The 17541-nt window shown below is 65.5% G+C and carries 21 protein-coding genes and 2 pseudogenes; 13 read left to right on the top strand and 10 right to left on the bottom strand.

Features of this window, described 5'->3' with window-relative positions; translation table 11 throughout:
• On the bottom strand, nucleotides 1-705 hold a 705-nt coding region (locus D6M19_RS33265; RefSeq protein ID WP_123029553.1), incomplete at its 3' end, for a hypothetical protein.
• Between the two features lie 133 nt (nucleotides 706-838).
• Nucleotides 839-1486 carry a winged helix-turn-helix transcriptional regulator gene (locus D6M19_RS33260; RefSeq protein ID WP_123029552.1) on the bottom strand — a complete coding sequence of 216 codons (648 nt, stop codon included), beginning with the start codon at nucleotides 1484-1486 and terminating at the stop codon, nucleotides 839-841.
• Nucleotides 1487-1772: 286 nt separating this feature from the next.
• Between D6M19_RS33260 and D6M19_RS33255 the strand changes: the two genes are divergently transcribed.
• The 5 genes and pseudogenes from D6M19_RS33255 (at nucleotide 1773) to D6M19_RS33235 (ending at nucleotide 4240) form a co-directional block, all read left to right on the top strand.
• Entirely contained in the window at nucleotides 1773-2687 is a 915-nt protein-coding gene (locus tag D6M19_RS33255; protein ID WP_123029551.1) for an NmrA family NAD(P)-binding protein, read from the top strand.
• Between the two features lie 35 nt (nucleotides 2688-2722).
• Entirely contained in the window at nucleotides 2723-3121 is a 399-nt protein-coding gene (locus D6M19_RS33250; protein ID WP_123029557.1) for an MmpS family transport accessory protein, read from the top strand.
• A gap of 243 nt (nucleotides 3122-3364) precedes the next feature.
• Nucleotides 3365-3613, top strand: a pseudogene (locus D6M19_RS33245) (MMPL family transporter); the annotation flags it as partial.
• 121 nt (nucleotides 3614-3734) lie between these two features.
• Nucleotides 3735-3866 (top strand): LLM class flavin-dependent oxidoreductase, encoded by a 132-nt coding sequence (locus D6M19_RS33240; protein WP_123029550.1) that lies wholly within the window; start codon nucleotides 3735-3737, stop codon nucleotides 3864-3866.
• Between the two features lie 20 nt (nucleotides 3867-3886).
• The gene (locus D6M19_RS33235; RefSeq protein ID WP_123029549.1) at nucleotides 3887-4240 is read left to right on the top strand and encodes an LLM class flavin-dependent oxidoreductase; all 354 of its coding nucleotides are present in this window, start codon (nucleotides 3887-3889) and stop codon (nucleotides 4238-4240) included.
• A 170-nt stretch (nucleotides 4241-4410) separates the two neighbouring features.
• Here D6M19_RS33235 and D6M19_RS33230 read toward each other — a convergent pair whose 3' ends face one another.
• On the bottom strand, nucleotides 4411-5109 hold the full coding sequence (locus D6M19_RS33230; RefSeq protein ID WP_123029556.1) for an SDR family oxidoreductase: 699 nt from the start codon (nucleotides 5107-5109) through the stop codon (nucleotides 4411-4413).
• Nucleotides 5110-5183: 74 nt separating this feature from the next.
• Between D6M19_RS33230 and D6M19_RS33225 the strand changes: the two genes are divergently transcribed.
• Complete coding sequence (locus tag D6M19_RS33225; protein ID WP_123029548.1) at nucleotides 5184-5633, top strand: winged helix-turn-helix transcriptional regulator; 450 nt, start codon at nucleotides 5184-5186, stop codon at nucleotides 5631-5633.
• 119 nt (nucleotides 5634-5752) lie between these two features.
• Here D6M19_RS33225 and eutB read toward each other — a convergent pair.
• From eutB to D6M19_RS34485, 3 genes and pseudogenes are all read right to left on the bottom strand, one after another.
• Nucleotides 5753-5995, bottom strand: a pseudogene (gene eutB / locus D6M19_RS35050) (ethanolamine ammonia-lyase subunit EutB); the annotation flags it as partial.
• Between the two features lie 709 nt (nucleotides 5996-6704).
• On the bottom strand, nucleotides 6705-7847 hold the full coding sequence (locus tag D6M19_RS33215) for a hypothetical protein (protein ID WP_164478815.1): 1143 nt from the start codon (nucleotides 7845-7847) through the stop codon (nucleotides 6705-6707).
• Nucleotides 7848-8314: 467 nt separating this feature from the next.
• A complete protein-coding gene (locus D6M19_RS34485) occupies nucleotides 8315-8464 on the bottom strand; it encodes a hypothetical protein (protein WP_164478817.1) in 150 nt (49 codons plus the stop codon).
• A gap of 819 nt (nucleotides 8465-9283) precedes the next feature.
• On the opposite strand from D6M19_RS34485, the gene D6M19_RS33205 reads away from it, so the two are divergent.
• Genes D6M19_RS33205 through D6M19_RS33190 form a run of 4 tightly spaced genes read left to right on the top strand, consistent with a single transcriptional unit; the run spans nucleotide 9284 to nucleotide 12733 of the window.
• Nucleotides 9284-10657: a DUF8832 domain-containing protein gene (locus D6M19_RS33205; RefSeq protein ID WP_234835164.1), complete on the top strand. Its 1374-nt coding sequence runs from the start codon at nucleotides 9284-9286 to the stop codon at nucleotides 10655-10657.
• A complete protein-coding gene (locus D6M19_RS33200) occupies nucleotides 10654-11061 on the top strand; it encodes a FixH family protein (RefSeq protein WP_206428703.1) in 408 nt (135 codons plus the stop codon). The genes D6M19_RS33205 and D6M19_RS33200 overlap by 4 nt, the downstream gene beginning before the upstream one ends.
• Before the next feature lie 14 nt (nucleotides 11062-11075).
• Nucleotides 11076-12188 (top strand): hypothetical protein, encoded by a 1113-nt coding sequence (locus D6M19_RS33195; protein ID WP_123029544.1) that lies wholly within the window; start codon nucleotides 11076-11078, stop codon nucleotides 12186-12188.
• Entirely contained in the window at nucleotides 12185-12733 is a 549-nt protein-coding gene (locus tag D6M19_RS33190) for a hypothetical protein (RefSeq protein WP_123029543.1), read from the top strand. Before D6M19_RS33195 ends, D6M19_RS33190 begins: the two co-directional genes overlap by 4 nt.
• A gap of 662 nt (nucleotides 12734-13395) precedes the next feature.
• On the opposite strand, the gene D6M19_RS33185 is transcribed toward D6M19_RS33190, so the two are convergent.
• Both D6M19_RS33185 and D6M19_RS33180 read right to left on the bottom strand, forming a co-directional pair.
• Entirely contained in the window at nucleotides 13396-13677 is a 282-nt protein-coding gene (locus D6M19_RS33185; protein ID WP_123029542.1) for a type II toxin-antitoxin system RelE family toxin, read from the bottom strand.
• Complete coding sequence (locus tag D6M19_RS33180; protein WP_123029541.1) at nucleotides 13674-13949, bottom strand: type II toxin-antitoxin system Phd/YefM family antitoxin; 276 nt, start codon at nucleotides 13947-13949, stop codon at nucleotides 13674-13676. The genes D6M19_RS33185 and D6M19_RS33180 overlap by 4 nt, the downstream gene beginning before the upstream one ends.
• Before the next feature lie 384 nt (nucleotides 13950-14333).
• Here D6M19_RS33180 and D6M19_RS33175 point away from each other — a divergent pair, with 384 nt between their 5' ends.
• The gene (locus D6M19_RS33175; RefSeq protein ID WP_164478816.1) at nucleotides 14334-14645 is read left to right on the top strand and encodes an antibiotic biosynthesis monooxygenase family protein; all 312 of its coding nucleotides are present in this window, start codon (nucleotides 14334-14336) and stop codon (nucleotides 14643-14645) included.
• A 227-nt stretch (nucleotides 14646-14872) separates the two neighbouring features.
• Here the strand turns inward: D6M19_RS33175 and D6M19_RS33170 are convergent, their stop codons facing one another.
• A complete protein-coding gene (locus D6M19_RS33170) occupies nucleotides 14873-15775 on the bottom strand; it encodes a LysR family transcriptional regulator (protein ID WP_123029539.1) in 903 nt (300 codons plus the stop codon).
• A gap of 61 nt (nucleotides 15776-15836) precedes the next feature.
• Between D6M19_RS33170 and D6M19_RS33165 the strand changes: the two genes are divergently transcribed.
• Nucleotides 15837-16748 carry a zinc-binding dehydrogenase gene (locus D6M19_RS33165; protein ID WP_123029538.1) on the top strand — a complete coding sequence of 304 codons (912 nt, stop codon included), beginning with the start codon at nucleotides 15837-15839 and terminating at the stop codon, nucleotides 16746-16748.
• A 92-nt stretch (nucleotides 16749-16840) separates the two neighbouring features.
• Here D6M19_RS33165 and D6M19_RS33160 read toward each other — a convergent pair whose 3' ends face one another.
• Nucleotides 16841-17269, bottom strand: a complete 429-nt coding sequence (locus D6M19_RS33160; protein ID WP_123029537.1) for a VOC family protein — start codon at nucleotides 17267-17269, stop codon at nucleotides 16841-16843.
• Nucleotides 17270-17331: 62 nt separating this feature from the next.
• On the opposite strand from D6M19_RS33160, the gene D6M19_RS33155 reads away from it, so the two are divergent.
• Nucleotides 17332-17541, top strand: a 210-nt coding sequence (locus D6M19_RS33155; RefSeq protein ID WP_123029554.1) for a helix-turn-helix transcriptional regulator, incomplete at its 3' end; no start/stop codon positions are given.

Here is a 17541-nt window from a genome sequence, read left to right as displayed (position 1 = left end):
TCGGTTTCGTGGGCTGGGGGTAGGGTATAAGAGACTGGTGCGGGTCGTGGGGAACTGAAGTCCCTCGATGTCGCGGTAAGAGTTGAGGTATTGCGCCGAGGGTGCGCTGCCCAGCGCGAGGGCGGCGGGGTCGTGGCGCACGACCAGACCGTGCTCGCCGATGTAGAGATCCTGGACTGGGTTGTGGGTATGGACGTGTGGTGGGAAGCTCACGCGCAGTCTGCGCCAGAAGCTTTCATGGCGTTCCCGCCAACCGTCGATCTCCTGTACGCCGAACCCGGGCCAGGTGATCAGGAACGGCAGGTTGACGTAGTTCCAGAGGGAGTAGCCGCCGAAGTACAAGGCGTGCAGGTGATCCCAGGGTGTGTCGACGGTGTGCCCGGCGAACGACTTTTGGGGTGAGAGGCGTTCGGCGATCACCGTGCCGTCGATCGCTTCGATGGCGACCCGTTCTGGGGTGTAGATCCCACGCCAGTCATCGCGTACGAATGGGGCGATGACGACCCGCTGAGCGGTGGTGGACACCTCGATGGCGACGTCGGCGAGCAGATCGCCCTGGCCCTTGAGCTTCCACACAGACCCGGTTGCGCTGATCCGGGCGCTGACAGTGCTGACTTCACGCCAACGGGCCAGACCTCCGTGGGCAGTCAGCACTCGGTGCAGCAAGTCCGTTGTTTGTGGTCCTTGCTCGGTCGTCATGGTCATGTGGGCTCCGTTGCTGATGCGGTGAACACCGAGGTGCTCCTTTGGTCGGGTGAAAAAGCTCTTTCCTGAGTGGTCGGGACCAGTCCGGTGGTTTTGCGGGATGAGAAGATGAAACGTCAGTCGGCGCAGCCGGTCACGACGGTACGGACGGGACCTGGAAGAGCTGGAGTAGCTCGACGAGTCGGTCGCGGTCGCCGGCGTCCACGGCATCGAGGTCAGTGAATGGAGTTCCGGCGGCCAGTGCCCCAAAGTCCTCGGGGGCGATGGTGAGTGTGGCATCCGCCGGGTGGGGCGGCACACCGTCACGCAGGACGGACGGCCCCTCGGTGGGGATGAAGAGCCAGAAATGTTCGGCCCCAACGTCGAATGCGTAGGTGCCCGGGGGGGCGGCCCGGTCGGCACGGTCTAGCGCGGACTGCATGTTCATGGCCATCAACGCCGCACGGGACCCGCCACCGGGCTGATAGGGACCGGAAAGTTCCAGGCCCCACAACATCAGTTCGCTCAGCGCGCGTGCGAGGCGCTCGCCGCGGGCGGTGAGTCGATAGCCGGCGACGCCAGGGGCCGGCTCGGCGCGCTCGATCACGTCGGCAGCCTGGAGGCGCTTGAGGCGCGCGGCGAGCATGGTGGTGCCGATCCCGGTGAGGCTGTCACTCAGATCGCCGAATCGTTTGGGTCCGCGGGCGAGTTCTCTGACGATGAGCATCGTCCATCGTTCGCCGAGCAGGTCCATGGCTCGAGCCAGGCTGCAGTTCTCGCCGTAACTACGTGGTGCGCTCATGACAATCCATGGTGCCGGGCAAAAGATGGCGGCGTCCACCGGCGATCAGCGTTCCCACCGCGGATTTCGCCACCGTCGGTGCTCGGCCGGGGCGGGCAGCGGTCTTGATCGTTCTCCTGAAGCGGCACTACGACCTCCTGTGCGTTCTTACTACATGATAGCGCACTATTCGCTACTTGAAAACAAAGTCAGTAGGTGTAATGTTCGGAGCGCGCCGCCGCGCCCTCCACCGTCGGAGTACCTGTCGTCGGCGGATCACGCGCCCCTCTCGAGAACGGAACAACGCATGCCAACAGACGGAAATACCTACTTCGTTGCTGGTGCCACCGGCAACACCGGCGGCAAGGTGGCCCGGCTCCTCCTCTCGCGGGGACAGCGGGTCCGAGCCCTCGTGCACGGTCGCGACGAACGATCCGAGAGCTTGAGTGAGGCCGGGGCCGAGGTCGTCGTCGGTGACCTGCTCGACCTGGACGCGGTGCGCGCAGCCCTCGAGGGCACCCGCGCGGGCTACTTCGTCTATCCCGTTCATCCTGGGTTCATCCAGGCCACGGCGTTCTTCGCCCAAGCCGCCCACGAGGCGAATCTGGCTGCGATCGTGAACATGTCGCAGGTCTCTGCCCGGAGGGATTCCCTGAGCCATGCTGCTCAGGAGCACTGGGTCGCCGAACGCCTCCTCGATCGCGCACCCGTTCCGGTCACCCATCTAAGGCCCACGTTCTTCGCCGAATGGTTCACCATGTTTGCTGGCCCCATCGCCCAGACCGACGTGCTGCGACTGCCGTTGGGCCGTGGCCGCCACGCCCCCATCTCCGGGGAAGACCAGGCCCACGTCATCGCCGAGATCCTCATGGACCCCGAACCGCACGCCGGCCAGACTTACCCGCTGTACGGGCCGGTGGAGATGGACCACTTCGAAATCGCCGCGGAGATCTCTCGCGCGCTGGGCCGGACGATCACCTACGAACCGATCGACTTCGATCCGGAGTTCGCCGACGCGCTCACAGCAGCGGACTACACCCCCCACCGCATCCAGCACCTGCGCAACGTGTGCCTGGACTATGAGCATGGCATCTTCGCCGGGACCAACGACATCGTCGAACGCGTGGGCAAGCGCAAGCCCCTGGGCGTGGCCGAGTTCATCGGCCAGCACCGCGAACTGTTCGACAAGGCCCCCGCGGCTGTATCCACCGAAGCGTCGTGACGAGGCCTCGCTCGAACGCCTCGAGGGGTCGTCGAATCTTGAACGCGGCATGGTTGCCCGTCCTGGTGGTCGCCGTGCTGCTGGCGGCGGGAGCCGCCATCAAGTCGGTGCATGGGATCTTCGGCTCCCAGGACCGAACCCAAAGTCCCGCAGCCAAGTTCGCGATCGTGGAGTTCAATCCGAAGAACATCACCTACGAGATCTTCGGCGACTGGGGCAGCTGGGGCCGGGTGGGCTACTGGGACGCCAACGTCAAGCCGGTGGCCGTGGATCTGAGTGCCCTGCCCTGGGTGCATACCGAAACGACGGTCTTGTCGGTGGCCACCGCGGACGTCACCGCTCAAGTGGCCGGTGGCAGCATCGGCTGCCGCATCACCGTCGACGGCCTGGTCCGCGCCGAACAGACCGCCAGCGGTGAGCACGCCGCGGTGTAGTGCCAGGTGCTGGCGGCTTGAAACACGGCCTCAGTACCCAGACCCGAGCGCCGCGCTACGCCAGGGCGATGCGCAGGTTCGCGCCCCTGGTGATCCTGGCGTGGTTGGCGTTCCTCGTCGCCGTGAACGTGCTGGTTCCCCAACCCGAACCGGTGACCGCGGCCAACCGCAGCCCGCTGGTGCCGGTGGACGCTCCCTCGGCGCAAGCGCCAATTCACATCGGGAAGGTCTTCAGGGAGTCCGACATCGGGCAAGGTCGTCACCACCGCCGGCATCGTGTTCGCCGTCACCATGATGGCGATGCTGTCCAGCGACCTCATGGCCGTCGGTCAATTGGGCTCCACTATCGGCATTGGCTTGCTGCTGGACACCCTCATCGTTAGATCGTTCATCACCCCAGCGATCGCGCGCCTCCTCGGACCACTGTTCTGGTGGCCCAGAGTGATCCGGCAACGACCGGCGCGCACCTCCCTTCAGGCGGTCGACCTCTGACCCGACGTGCAGCTCGCATGGCCCGAAACTCACTGCTGCCTGCACGACCACGAGCCGCGGCCCGCCGTCCACGACGAACCCTCAACTCCGAACGCCCCCATCACGATCGAAGGGACCCCCCATGAAGTTCAGCATCTTCCTACCAAGCGGTTTTGCCCACGAATTCTCCGACACGCCGGGACCGCGCGAGGCCTACGACCACCTGGTTCGGATCGCCCGCGCCGCCGATGACTCTGGCTACGAAGCCTGTTGATACCCGATCACCTAACCGCGATGCAGCCCGCGCAAGAAACCCAGTTCGAGGCATGGTCCACCATCACCGGTCTCGCTGGCCAGACCACCCGCGTTCGACTCGGACTTCTGGTCGCCTCCGTCGGCTACCGCAATCCAGCATTGGCCGCCAAAATGGCGAGCACGGTCGACGTAATATCCAACGGGCGCCTCGTGTTCGGGCTCGGTGCGGGATGGCACGAACCCGACTACGTGCAGTACGGGTTCGAGTTCGGCGATGCGAAGGAGCGGCTGCGGCGACTCGAGGAAGCCGCGCAGATCGTTCTCGGGCTGTGGACTCAGGACAAGACAACGAGGTCACCGCGCAGACACCCGACGTGGGTGACGACGTCTTGAACCGACCAGCCCTCCGCCGCGCTCAGTGTCCGCTAGTCTTCGGCGTCCGCCAGTCCTCGTCGGTGAACGTCGCCACCGCGGTGAGCATTTGCTGCGCCGCGCGGGTCATCCCAGCGATTGCCGCCCAGCTCATCTGGTGCTCCCGCGCCCACGATCGGAGGCCCCGTAGGTCACGCGAAGTCGGGATAGAGCGCCGCGACGCCACCGGCGAGCCCGGCTCGAACCTGCTTGCTCAACTCGTCGGCGAGGATTTCGGGTTCGCCTGCTTCGAGGCCGTCCAATGCGATCCTTGCAACGTCGGCAGGATCGGACTTCGGCTCGTCGACGTGGCTGGCCATGTCAGTATCCACGTAGCCAACGTGCAACGCACTGACCTGAGTCTGCTGCCCGGCCAGCTCCAGTCGCAGAGCGTTGGTCATCGCCCACCCCGCCGACTTGGCTGCTGAGTAGGAACCGAATTCCGGGGAGGTCACCCACGACAGGACCGACAACACGTTGAGAATGGCGCTCTTCGGGCCATTGCCCAGCAGGGGCGCGAACGCGCGGATCACTCGCAGCGTCCCGAGGTAGTGCGTCGAGACGTCGAGTTCGATGTCGGTCAGGCTGCCGGCGAGCAGCGACGCCCCAGTGTAACTGCCGGCATTGTTGATCAAAATGCTTACATCGCGGACGGTTTCAGCTGCGCGGGCCACCGAGGCACTGTCGGTGATGTCGATCTGGACGGGGATCACTCCGTCGAGGTCAACGCTGTCGATGTTGCGGGCGCCGGCGTACACCTTGGCGCCGCGCTGGACGAGTTGTTGGGCGAAGTGACGCCCCAGTCCGCGGTTGGAGCCCGTGACCAAGGCGGTACTGCCATCGATGAGCATGTGCATCCTTTGTGAGTTGGAATATCCAACCTAGCATCTGAATGCGAAATGGCAACCCAGCGTATTGTGGAGAGATGACGTCCTCACGGCTTGACGATGTCCAGTGTTCGATCGAACGCGCCCTACACGTCGTCGGGGAACGCTGGAGCCTGCTCATCCTTCGTGAAGCCTGCAGCGGTGCAACACGATTCGATCAATTCAAGACCGCGCTGGGCGTATCGTCGGACATCCTCGCCGCTCGCCTAGCCACCCTCGTCGAGTACGGCGTGCTGACACGGCGGCCCTACCGTGAACCGGGACGCCGCGAACGACACGAATATCACCTCACCGAATCCGGGCAAGACCTGCAACTCGTCCTTGGGGCACTGGCCCAATGGGGCGACCGGCGCCTGCCCCGTGCGCAAGGCCCGTTCGTCGAAAGACGTTCACCCACTGGGCAGTTGGTCCGCCTCTGCTATCTCGACGAGTCCGGTGCGGAGGTGCCCCCCTCGGCCATCGAAGCTCATCGGACCTCGGCCCAGTGATGGACTAGCAACGGCAAGCTCATCCGACCCCGTTCGGGCCACCCTCCCGACTCGGATGAACACCCAACACGCCCGGCACATAGGTTTACGAACGGTCTGTCGCCGGCGAGCTGCAGCCGAGCAGTGCGGTCGTGCGAGTCGATGTGGAGCCGGGTGACCTGCTCGGTGTCGTAGTCAACAACCGCCTCGCGCAGAAAGTTCCCCCAGCGGGACCTCGGCGAGGGCGCGTTCCGCATCGGATTCCGCGGCGCAACAAGCCAATTCGTCACCCGATCTCGCCGGTGAGGCCCTTGGCCAAAAGGTCGACCATTCCGCCGAAACCTGTGGGTGGTGCCGGCGAAGGTGTGGCGTCGTACGGTCATACCCCCATCGCCGCGATGCGCAGATCTCGACCGGATGGACCCTGGTCAAGATCGGGAAACGTTGTCGGACGACGGCACCCGGGCGCGATCCGATCGGCCCGCCAACACGACCCTGTGTGGCGGGACTGCGTCAACCGGCTCGATCCAGGTGCCGGCTAGACGACGCGCCATAGTCGGTGTACTGCACGCCTCAGCACGGGCTCCATCGTTGCTGTCTCTACACGCGGTGACAGCTGGGGTTGCGCCGCTTCCGGAGCGTTGGGCGACTACCGGCCCGCTGCGGTGATCATCCGCGGACTAATCGAAGACGCCTACGCCGAGGAAAGCCCACGCAGGCTACCGGTAAGTCGTCCCCATCCCGCAGACAGGCACTCCCCCACCTAAGACCACTGATCCTAAAACCGCAGTCCGACTTTGGCTTTGACTATCACGCCACAGCGAAGACAATCGATGCCGGCCTCGGACCTGTGATTCATCTGATGAAAATGGAGGAGTTCTTCATGGATAACCGCTGGTATGGCGTCAATGCGCTGCCCCGACAGCTGGGCTCTCGGACGGCAACGTCTGGCCGGTCGACGGGCCACCGCCGCTGATGCCGCAGCCGCCCGAGCCAGCACGGCCGCCCGCCCGGTGCCGCAGCGGCCCGGTGAGACACCGAGCAGGCGTGACGGCGGCTAATGGCTCGCGCTGAGCGCATGCTCGCGCGGTTCTAGTCAGCCGGTAGCCGGTAGTCGGCGGTCAGGTCGGAGACAATGTCCGCGAGGCCCGTCGGATAGTTGCGCAACCGCTTCGGGTCCGGCTGCGGCCCGATGGACTGCGCCTCGAAGAGAGACACCGCCGCCTCCGTCATGCGCAGAGCGTTTCCGAACGCGTCGAGCGTGACCGCCAACAGGCCCGAGTCGTCTAGCTCGTGATTGTCAAACACGTACCCCGCCAGCCACTTAAAGCCGTGCACGAATCCCGAGCCGAGTGAATAGAAGGCCTTGGCACTGCGCGGATGCATCACCCTGTCGAGGTCGGGGTCTGGCTTGCGCGGCAGGCGCTTGTCCATCCAATCTTCGGCATTCTCAACAAATTTCATCGGTCCCCCAGTCGGCCCGATGATCGCATCCGCAGGGAGCGCCGCTATCTTGGCGTGACGTTTAACCTCACGAGCGCGGCGCTTGTCAAACTCGGCCAGGTCAGCCTCGGCCATCGGATCGCTGCGCGCCTCCAGAGCTGCGGCCTCCAACTTCTCAAACCCCTCCTGCTGGCCACGCTCACCCTTGAGGAACCCATAACAGCGGCGAATCCGTGCTTCGGTATCCGTCTCGCTGATAAGCCAAATGGTCTTGGCTGACGATTCCATCGCAATGCGGCACAGCGCCGCCGTCGCTGATGTGCGCACCTGTCCCTGAGTCAGAGCGAACGCGATCACCTCGGCTGCCGCCGTGAGGCTCTCGCTCGCGTTCATCGTTGGATATAACGCGGTCGAACTGACAAGACTCTCCTCGCCCTCAAGCGTGACCGCAGCGTCGTCGTGGGCGAGTCGACTCTGCGGATGCGGCCGGTTGGGCCGTAATCCCCACGACAGGAATCCTTTTGCGTGTGCGGCGCGTTCGCCGATCAACGCGATGAACATGGACCGGAGAAGTTTCCGCGCGTCCTCGGGATACTTCGCCTTGAGCTTGTCCCAGTCAACCTCGGAGAAATCCGGCCGTGAAGCCGGTGCCCCTCGCGGCGGCTTAGGCGGCAACTTAACGCCGAACTCGGCTGCCTCTCGTTCGTTTCGGGCGTCGCTCTCCTGACGGCGCCGAGCCTCCCGCTCTCGCCTCTGTTCCGTCGTCTGCCTGCTCCTCTTTCCCTTGCCCATCGTCTCCCCTCCGTATCGGCTCACAAGCACGCGAAACTCACGATAGGACCGTGCGCCGACAGGCTGCGATAATGATGGCACCGACGCGCGACGGTAACGCGAACCCACAGTGAACGCGCGCGACGGATGTACGGGCCCGCGTTGTAGATTTCCCTCTTGGTCAGGGCGCCCTGTTTCGCCCGGGATCGACGACCGCGAAGCCAGCGAACCACGACGAACAGCACGCTGATCGCAGTGAGCTCTGGCGCCGCTATCACGGCGATACCGGTCATCGCGCCCGGTTGGTCGACCAGGGGCCGACCCGCTTATCGTGCCGATGTCTTGGGCCATCATGCGACCAGGTCGGTTTAGGTGTCTGGTTCGGCGTGGATCCAGCGGGTGCCGTGCCAAGTCGACGAGCGCCTTGAATGATGTCACTGGAGCACACTCCATCTGCGGCAAGGCCTCGAGACTTGCGATTTACCAGATTAACGGCGGTGGCCACTCGCTGCAGCCACATGACCCGTATCGGGCCGGGTCGGGCCGTAGATGTCGGCGAGCGTCATCAGAACCGCCGCGGTGTGGGCGCAGACCGCAATCGCCTTATCGTCCAGCAGGCCCCACGACTTGATCAGCATGGCCGCACAGCGTCGGCGAATCGATGTTGTCCGGCACTATCGTGTCTTTCCGGATTCTGTCCGGCACTCTCGGTTGGTTCTGGACAAACGGCCACGATTCCGTCCAGAACTACTTGAGAGCGCCCAGGTAAGCGCACTCCCCCGGTCTCAATTAGTTCCGGATCGGACAGCGATGGCGACGTTGGCGCAGCTGAGAAGCTTGGCCACCTCCCGTTCCATCCACCGGCAGCCGCGTCGTCTATTGACCGTCGCCGCAGCTTGAAGTCGATTCCAATCACTTAATGAATGATTTCGTTGTTAGGTGACGAGATGCTGACGCTGGTTTGCTCACGCCCGCCTGCAAAGTCCGCGGCGGCCTATCCTCCGCCCCCGTCGGCAACCCTCGAAAACGTCACAGTGACGAATTGTCATGCCCCGCTGGGTCATTGACCATTCACCGTGCGATATCGAGGTCGACGTTCCGAGCGGCATTCACGTGGTTGGGCCGGCTGTCAGACGGAGTCCGCGATGGCGCTGAGGAGCTTCCAGGCTTCGTTCCTCGCGTTCTGCGTACCGATGAGCCCACCGACTCGAACGGCGATGCCCCGAGTCGGGCTCCGAGCGCAGCCGGCTACGCTGAGGACTCCCGCCTTCGAGGGTAGACATGGCGTGGTCAGCTTCGCAAAACGACTGCGCGTCCTAAGTGGGGTTATCCCCCCACCAAAGAGGGGGTTATCCCCGGCGACACTGGCATTTTTGAGCGTCATGCTGGTGGTTATGACACTGGTTGGCGTGGTGAGCTGCGCAACCACTGCGCGACAAGGTAGGACGTTACTCCCTGTGACACTGGCGTTTTTGAGCGGCATGCTGGTGGTCGTGACCTTGGTTGGCGTGCCTGCGGCGCGGGCCGACGGCATCGGATCGGACGCAGATGCGCACGTCGCCCAGTCGCTCGGCGGTCGCGAATTGACGGTCACGATCCGGCGAGTCGGCCCGGTCCTCGGGCCTCTGCACGTCGACGTCGTCACACATCACGGCGACGCTCCAGGCACACTGCAACTCACCGCGTCGGCACCGGGAGCCACTACTAGCAGCGGGCAGGTGAAGCTCGGCACGCCCGGCATCTATTCGGCGACACTGAACGTCGACAGGGCCGGGCCGTGGGAACTGATCGTCGACGACGGCCACACCGCGGCACGGATCCCGTTTCTGGTTCCCGCGCAGGTGATTCCGCCGTGGAAGAAAGCCAGTGACTACGGCTTCTTCACCGCGGGCGCGCTGCTGATCGTCTCGTTGGCAGCCGCGTTGCGCGCGCGCCGCAGCTGGATGGCGCTAGTCCCGGCGACCGGCATGATCGTCGCGCTGACGGTGGCTGTCACCGGCGCGATGCTGTCGGCGTACTCCCCGCCACCCCCGCAGCCCGGCCAGGACCTTGACCCCACCCTCGAGAACATCCGTGATCCCTACGCACGCATTGCGGCCAATTCGCTTAATCCGGTGGATTATTCGCGGCCGCCGGTGAACATGGCGGTGTCCGCTGGCCAGTCCACGCTGCGATTGAACCTCACCGACTCCTCCACCGGCCGACCCGCCGACGACCTGCTGATCCACCACGGCGCGCTGATCCATCTCATCGTCGTCTCACCTGCGGGCACCATGTCGCACGTGCATCCTGTCCGTGTCTCGCCGGGACGGTACGAGGCGAAGTTCGGGACCACCGAACGCGGGACATACGCAGTCGCCGCCGAAATCGCTAGGCGCGGAGGCGGAGTACAACTGCTACGTGGCTCGGTCGACGGGCAATCCCCTGCCGCACCGCCGACCGCGACGCCACCCTCGCAGGGCGAGATCACCGCGACGGTCGCGCCAGCGGGCAGCCCGAGCACCATCCGGGCCAGGTTCGGGGACACCCCCGATCTGCAGCCGTGGCTCGGGATGGTCGGCCACATGATGGTGGTCGGCCCACTACCCGCCGGCCCCGACGTCGGCAAACACGCACTGACAGCACCGGTCTGGTCGCACGCGCATGCCATGGTGCCGCCCACACCCGGCGCCGCAGGCGGGCAGCCCGACGAATCGGTTGCCCGGTACGGGCCCGAGATCGATTTCACCTACTCGTTCGCACTGCCCGGCCGCTACAAGGTATGGGTGCAGACCGAACGCGACTACGGCATCCTCACCGCGCCAACCGAAGTCGAGGTCCGCCAACCGTGAGTCGCCAGCGCCTCGTTGTCATCGCCGCGATCGCCGCCGCCGTCGTCGGCGCCGGAATCTGGATGCTGTGGCCGAAATCAATTGACGATAGCGCGGCAACCGCGGCGGCAGGACCGTACCTGGTGCAGCTGACCGGCGAAGCGCCGAAGGTCGGAATCAGCCCGGTCACCGTCGAGATAACCGGCAACAGGGGCCAGCCCCCCACACCGGACTCGGTCACCTTCGAACCCGCGATGCCCCAAATGGGCCATGCCACAACACCCGTGGCCGCCGCGGCCCAAGGCGACGGCCGCTACCGTGCCGACGTGGACCTTTCCATGGCCGGGCAATGGGAGATCACGGTCCGCATCGCCGCCAGCGGCCAAGTGCAAGAAGCAGTTCTGAGCGTCACCACCAACGGCTAGAAAGGCGCACCGCCATGGCAAGTGCGGATTCGCACGGCAAGTTACCGGCGTTTGTCATGCTCGCAGGCACCCTGATCTCGCTGTCGGGGTTGACCTGGGACATCGACTGGCACCTTTACGTCGGGCCGGACAGCTTCTTCACGCTGCCGCACCTGTTTATCTACTCCGGCGGCGCGATCGCCGGGTTGACCAGCTTGGTGATGGTGTTGCGGGCCACCGGCGCACAGCGCAGTGGCCAGGATCTCGATCCGACCGTCGGCGGTCGCGCGTTCAAGGTGCTCGGCGTATTCGCCGCGCCGATCGGCTATCTGGTCAGCGGCATCGCCGCGGCCACGTTCCTGCTGTACGGGCTATGGGACGAGTGGTGGCACGGCCTGTACGGATTCGACGTGACTATCGCGTCGCCGCCACACCAGGGTTGGCTGACATCGATCTGCGTCACCATGATCGGCACCGCGATCGTCTTCGCCGCGGCCCGCGAACACCGCTGGGGCCGTTGGGGGTTCACGGTCGCGATCGCGGCGTTCGGGCAATACGCCGCGATCCAAAGCGGCGCGCTGGCGGACATCAACCTGAGCGCGGCCATCGACTGGCCCACCCTGACCTGGCTGGCCATTCCGCTCGTCTGCGTGCTGCTCGGTTCTCAAGTCGTGCCGCGCGGCGGAGCCCTCGGCACCGGACTTCTCACACTGGTGCTGAACCTGGTGACCTGGTCGTTCGCCGTCTGGGCGGTCGGCTGGTACGCCGACCAGCAGCACTTGGCGCTTCGCGACTTCGTCGAGTTGGGCTTCCCCATCGACATGGTGCTGATCCCCGCAATAGTTTTCGTGTTCGGCGTCGTCGTCGAGCTCCTGCTGCGGTGGAGAGGCGCGAGCGCCTGGCTGCTGGCCGGTTCCGGCGCGGCAGGTGTGGTCGCGATCACCTGGTTGCTCAGCTCAATGGGATCCGGGGGCGTCGACCTGGGTGGCGAGGACGGCGGTGGGGACGGGGGCAGCATCCTGCTGACGTGCGTCGCCGGGGGGCTGCTCGCCGGGGCGCTCGGCGGCGCGACGTGGCGACTCGGCTGGGCATTGCGTGCATCGAACGCGACACCTGCGGTCAGCGCGACCCTCGGTGCATCGGCATGACCATCCACAACGGGTTGCGGGCGATGGTCGCGATGCTGTGCGCCGTCGCCGCGCTGTCGATCGGCGTGGCACCGGCCGCGGCCGCCGATCCGCTGGACTACGTCGTGCACACCGAGCACGTCCAGGTGGGCCCCTACCCGGTGACGGTCGGGTTCACCGTGTGGCCGCTGCGCGCGATGCAGTCGTTGGATTTCACGTTCCAACCCGACGGCGGAATCGCAGGCAAGTCCGGCACCATCGCGACGATCGCTCCCGATGGGAGGGAGGACGCGGATCGACTGTCCCGGCATCCCCGTAACCGCGATGTGTGGGGCCTTGATGTGGAGTCGCTCGACTCCTCTGGGACGTGGACGCTGCGGTTCACGATCGACGGTCCGCAGGGCGAAGGCACCGGCGACCTGACCGTCGACGTGCTCAAACAGCCAGGCCCCCCGCTGGCGCTGAGCTGGCTCGTCGGACTCACCCCGCTGGCACTGACGTTGGTGTTCTTCGCAGTGCTCTGGATACGCACCGGCCGGCGCAGGAACGCCGACACGAGTTCCTAGTGGCTCGTCTCAATTCGGCACGCCGTAGCACATGGGTGTGACATGACATGAATCGTGTTGAGTGCCGGGGTTGTTCACAGTGCGTGGTTTAACCACAGATCGGGGTGGACGGGCTGGTCGGATCGCTGAGACTTCGGTCGCCAATCGCAGATACAGATTTAACAATAGTGACGGGAACATTCGCCTCGACTATGTCGAAATTCGTTGCACCACATCACCTGTGATGATGATCTGCAGTTCGCTTACGGCCGTCGGTCTCAGGCTAGGCCGCGCAGCCGGAGCATCGTTCTCTGAGCGCACCCGCCCGTGATGACAGCGATGCTGGCAACCAACGAGACTGCGACCGCGCAGCGACACGCCCCCATGAGCTGCCCTCGGTTTGGTTCGACGCGGAGCCCGAATGGTACCCATCGGCGCGACCTATTTCAGGCAGCAGCAGTACTCGAGCGCGAGCCGCTATGGCCCGTGCCGACGTCAACACTCGGGTACTTGCGGTGCAGGCCGCGCGGAACCAGCGGAACCCGGTGGGCGTGGGCGTCTGTCGGCAGCGAGCCTTGCGCCCGTCCCCACGCCATCCCAGAATACGTCACTGTGACGGATCATCTTGTGGCGCATGGCTATTGGTGGCCAGCTCTGAGGGTACCGTGATACCGCGGTCGGCCTCAGCGTGGGCGGTAGATATGGGCGCGGTGGTTGACGGCAACGATGACGATGGTGTGGTTGTCGTCGTCGATGCGGAACAGCACCCGGTAGTCGCCGCGGCGGGCGCTACGATAAGCCGCGAGTTCGCCCCGCAGCACCTTGCTGAGCCGCCGCGGGTTCTCGGCCAGCCGACCGGTGATGAACTCTATGATCGCGGCGGCGATCTTGCTTGAGAGGCATCGCAAGTCGCGGCGTGCCGACCCGGCTACCTCGACGTGGTATGGGCCGGCGTTGATGGTCACCGTGGCGGTAGGCCGAACTCGTCACGGATCGCATCGCCGTCAACGGTCGAGCCCTCCGCGTATTCGCGTTCAGCCGCGGCGATGGTGTCGCGGATCCCGGGCTGCGAGAGCCAAAAGACGGTCTCCTGCAGCGACTCCAGGTCCTCGGCCGAGATCAGGACGGCCGCCGGTCGCCCGTGCTTCGTGATAGTCACAATTTCGTGTGTGGTTTCTGCGTCGTCGACCAGCGCCGACAGCTTGTCTTTGGCCTCGCCGAGTGGAATCGATCGCATATGCACCATTATAGCCGCATGACTAGCCAGCTGGTAGCCCTAGATTTAGCCATCCCCAGTCGCGCGATGGCGCGGATGCAACCGCTCCCCTACGCAGGAACTCGCACATCTCGAGCACGCGCCATTACCAGTTAGCTCCGGCTTGCTCTAGATGCGAAGACTCGCACCGCGCGCCGACTGGAATGCGAGTCACGCCATTACGTCACAATGACGAAATATGGAGGGGTGCCTGGACGTGGCGAGTCGGACTTTGAACTCGAATCACCTTCCCACACAGCGATTTCCGCGTCGCGTAGTTGATCGTAGAAGGTATCGGTTAGTCAACTCGGTCCGACCCGGAGCCGTATCTTTACTTTGGCGGTGATGGGCCGCGACACTGGAATCATGATCGTGCGAACGTGGTCCGCCCGAGCAACACCGGCCGGCGCGGAGAACTACTGCACCTACTTCCACAAGACGCTGCTACCCGAGCTGCGCGGCATTCCCGGTTTTGCCGGCGCGATGTTGCTGGCTGGCGACCTCGACGGGCTCGTCGAGGTGACCGCGCACACCCTGTGGGAATCCGAAGAGGCGATTCACGCCTTCGCCGGCGATGATCTGACTGCAGCGATCGTCGAACCGGAGGGACTCACCCTGCTGTCCGACAGTGACGCGACCGCAACGCACCGACGTGTGCTGCTTGATGTCCGGGTATGACCGCCTCGCCGTGATCGATCGGCGCCGGCGAATGTCCCCCACTCGGGACGCCCGCCGCCCTTCAATGCGTCACTGTGACAAAATGATTGGGGGGCAGGGCTTTTGGGAGCTATCGCGCCGAGAGCTCGCACCGTCACCTCTCCCCTACGCAGGCAACTCGCACCCGTTCAATACGCGCTACTCCCCGTTAAGGGCGGCTGAGCCGGTCCTGTTATCGGACGGCGGGGTCAATGAACGAGCGGGTCGGCAGCACATCGGCAGCACGCATCCATCACGATGCGCACGGCCGTTCGAGGGTCGCCTGCGCGGCGAACCACCGCAAGGTGGCACGGCGGCAGGTCGCTCACCCGGACGTGCACGACATCGTCGCGACGGTAGATCTCGGCGTTGCCCGCGGAAAGCAGCGCCACTCCCGCCCCAGCCGCCACGGCCTCGAACGTCTCGTCCGCGGTCGCCGCTTCGGCCGCGATCCGGGGTGGCTTGACCCGCTGCTCGGTAGCCAGCCAGAAGTCACGCATGACCCCGGCCGACGCCGGTAGGGCGATGAACGGCTCGTCTTGGATCTCGGCGAACCGGACGCTCGACCTGCCGGCTAGCCGGTGGTTGAGCGGGAGCGACACCCAGCGGTCCTCGGTCGCAATCGTTTTCGCCGCAAAGCCATCACCCGGCGGCACGGGAAGCCAAGCGACCGCCACGTCGACGCCACCGTCTGCCAGTCCAACCGTCGGGTCGCCCCAGCTGACTTGACGGAAGTTCAGCCGCCATCCGGGCAGCCTTTCCGCCATCGCTGCAGTGATGCCGGGGATCAGTCCGCGACCGATGCGGGTGTGAAAGCCGACTGTCAACGTCTGTTGCTGCGTCGCGGCGGCGTCGCGGATTTCTCTGAATGCCCTGTCCCATTCGGCGATCATGCGGCGGGCGCGAGGTAACAGCGCCTCTCCTGCAGCGGTGAGCGTGATACCGCGGTTTCCGCGGGCGAAGAGGTCCGTACCGACGAGGTCCTCCAGCTTTCTGATCTGCTTGCTCAGAGCCGGCTGCGAGACGAAGAGCCGTTTCGTGGCGGCCTTCGTGAAGCTGAGCTCTTCGGCGACGGCCACGAAATAGGCGAGGTCTCGCACATGGACGGCCATAGCCGGAGGTTATGACACAGGATCTTGGACACGCAATATTTGCGTCACTACGTTGGCCCGTGTGCGCGCCCTTGTACACGATCCCGCGGAGGCCGCCGGCCTGCGGATCGCCGATGTTTCCGATCCCGAGCCTGCGCCCAACGAGGTCCTGGTGCGGGTCACCGCCGCATCGCTCAACTTCCTCGATGTCGCGTACCGCCACGACCGGGTGCCAGCCGGAGCGGTGCCGGGAGTCGACGCAGCGGGCGTCGTCATCGCTGCGGCCCGCGACGGGTCCGGACCGGCGGCAGGATCCCGTGTCGCCACCTTCGGACCCGGAGGGGCCTGGGCGGAACAACGGGCCGTCGACACCGCCGACGTCGCGACCGTTCCTGACGGGGTCGACATCGATGTCGCCGCCGCGTTGCCTGCCGCGGGCGTCACCGCCCTGCGTGCAGTGCGCAAGCTCGGCCCGGTGCTTGGGCGTCGGGTACTCGTCACCGGGGCGTCCGGTGGAGTTGGGCGGTTCGCGGTGCAGCTGGCCGCGCTGGCCGCCGCCTACGTGGTCGCCGCCGTCGGGAGTGCCAACCGCGGGACGGGTCTGACCGAGCTCGGCGCCCGCGAGGTGGTGACTGAGCTTGCAGGCGTGCAACCGGTACACGGGGTGATCGAGAATGTGGGAGGACCGTTGCTGGGCGAGGCGTTCGCACTGCTGGAAGAGGGCGGCGTCGCGCTGAGTGTCGGGCAAGCGTCTAGGCAGCCGACCACGATCGACTTCGAGCAAGAACGCCTGCGTGGTGGGAACCGTCGCTTGGAACCGTTCGTCGTTGGTGGCGGCCACCGTGACGACCTCGGGGTGCTGCTCGATCTCGTGGCACGCGGCCGGCTCGACCCGCAGATCGGCTGGCGCGGATCCTGGGAGCAGGTCGGCGACGCCGCGCAGGCCCTGATCGAACGCCGGTTGACCGGCAAGGTGGTGATCGAGATCCGTTGACCGGCTGCGGCCGGTACGGCCTGCCATGCCGGACCCTAAGGTGTGCCGACCCAAGCAAAGGGCTCTGAATGCCCAGACCGTAGGCGTAGGGACTAGCGTCCTTCGCCCTTGGGGGGCAGGTTTGCGACGGTGTCGAGGTAGTGCTGGTTGAACATGACGCCGAGTACGTTGCCGAACGGGTCGACGACGCTGGCGGTGACGTAGCCGGGGGCGTGCTCGACTGGGGGTTGCAAAGGGGTGGCGCCCAGCTCGGCCAACCGGACGAGGGTGGCGTCGAGGTCGTCGACAGCCCAGTAGGTGAACGTGTTGCCTGGGGCCTCTGAGCGATCGGTCGGGGCGAAGCGTGCGTCAATGAACCCCAACTCGTGCTGGAGGTCGCCCAGCCGGAACTCGATGTAGGCCGGGGCGCCGTCGACCTCGCGGACGAAGTAGGGCTCGATGCCGAGCAGTTCGGTGTACCAGTCGCGGGCTGCGGCCAGGTCGGGTGTGAAGAAGTTGACGGTGGTGAGTCCTCGTAACATGCCGCGATGCTAAGCCGGTGAAGTGCTCACCCTCTGAGCACTTTCTGGGAGAAGATCTGCCCATGCGTGCGGACCGTCTGATCGCCGCCCTCCTCGTGCTCCAGTCTCGAGGCCGGGTGACCGCGTCCCAGCTCGCCGCCGAGCTCGAGGTCTCGCTGGCCACCGCCCGTCGCGACCTGGAGGCGCTGTCCGCTGCCGGCATCCCCGTCTACCCCCAGCCCGGGCGGGGTGGCGGGTGGTCACTGGTCGGCGGGGCCCGCACCGATCTCAGC

Source organism: Mycolicibacterium stellerae (genome assembly GCF_003719305.1).
GTDB classification, from domain to species: domain Bacteria; phylum Actinomycetota; class Actinomycetes; order Mycobacteriales; family Mycobacteriaceae; genus Mycobacterium; species Mycobacterium stellerae.
The sequence above is the reverse complement of the archived record's forward strand: the minus strand, read 5'-3'. Positions and strand labels throughout refer to the sequence as shown.

Bases quoted from the DNA above. Each gene is read 5' to 3' on its own strand.
- D6M19_RS33195 (WP_123029544.1), top strand. From the start codon at position 11,076: ATGGCAAGTGCGGATTCGCACGGCAAGTTACCGGCGTTTGTCATGCTC.
- D6M19_RS33215 (WP_164478815.1), bottom strand. From the start codon at position 7,847: ATGGGCAAGGGAAAGAGGAGCAGGCAGACGACGGAACAGAGGCGAGAG.
- D6M19_RS33170 (WP_123029539.1), bottom strand. From the start codon at position 15,775: ATGGCCGTCCATGTGCGAGACCTCGCCTATTTCGTGGCCGTCGCCGAA.
- D6M19_RS33230 (WP_123029556.1), bottom strand. From the start codon at position 5,109: ATGCTCATCGATGGCAGTACCGCCTTGGTCACGGGCTCCAACCGCGGA.
- D6M19_RS33225 (WP_123029548.1), top strand. From the start codon at position 5,184: ATGACGTCCTCACGGCTTGACGATGTCCAGTGTTCGATCGAACGCGCC.
- D6M19_RS34485 (WP_164478817.1), bottom strand. From the start codon at position 8,464: ATGCTGATCAAGTCGTGGGGCCTGCTGGACGATAAGGCGATTGCGGTC.
- D6M19_RS33260 (WP_123029552.1), bottom strand. From the start codon at position 1,486: ATGAGCGCACCACGTAGTTACGGCGAGAACTGCAGCCTGGCTCGAGCC.
- D6M19_RS33235 (WP_123029549.1), top strand. From the start codon at position 3,887: ATGCAGCCCGCGCAAGAAACCCAGTTCGAGGCATGGTCCACCATCACC.
- D6M19_RS33190 (WP_123029543.1), top strand. From the start codon at position 12,185: ATGACCATCCACAACGGGTTGCGGGCGATGGTCGCGATGCTGTGCGCC.
- D6M19_RS33175 (WP_164478816.1), top strand. From the start codon at position 14,334: ATGATCGTGCGAACGTGGTCCGCCCGAGCAACACCGGCCGGCGCGGAG.
- D6M19_RS33160 (WP_123029537.1), bottom strand. From the start codon at position 17,269: ATGTTACGAGGACTCACCACCGTCAACTTCTTCACACCCGACCTGGCC.
- D6M19_RS33240 (WP_123029550.1), top strand. From the start codon at position 3,735: ATGAAGTTCAGCATCTTCCTACCAAGCGGTTTTGCCCACGAATTCTCC.
- D6M19_RS33180 (WP_123029541.1), bottom strand. From the start codon at position 13,949: ATGCGATCGATTCCACTCGGCGAGGCCAAAGACAAGCTGTCGGCGCTG.
- D6M19_RS33255 (WP_123029551.1), top strand. From the start codon at position 1,773: ATGCCAACAGACGGAAATACCTACTTCGTTGCTGGTGCCACCGGCAAC.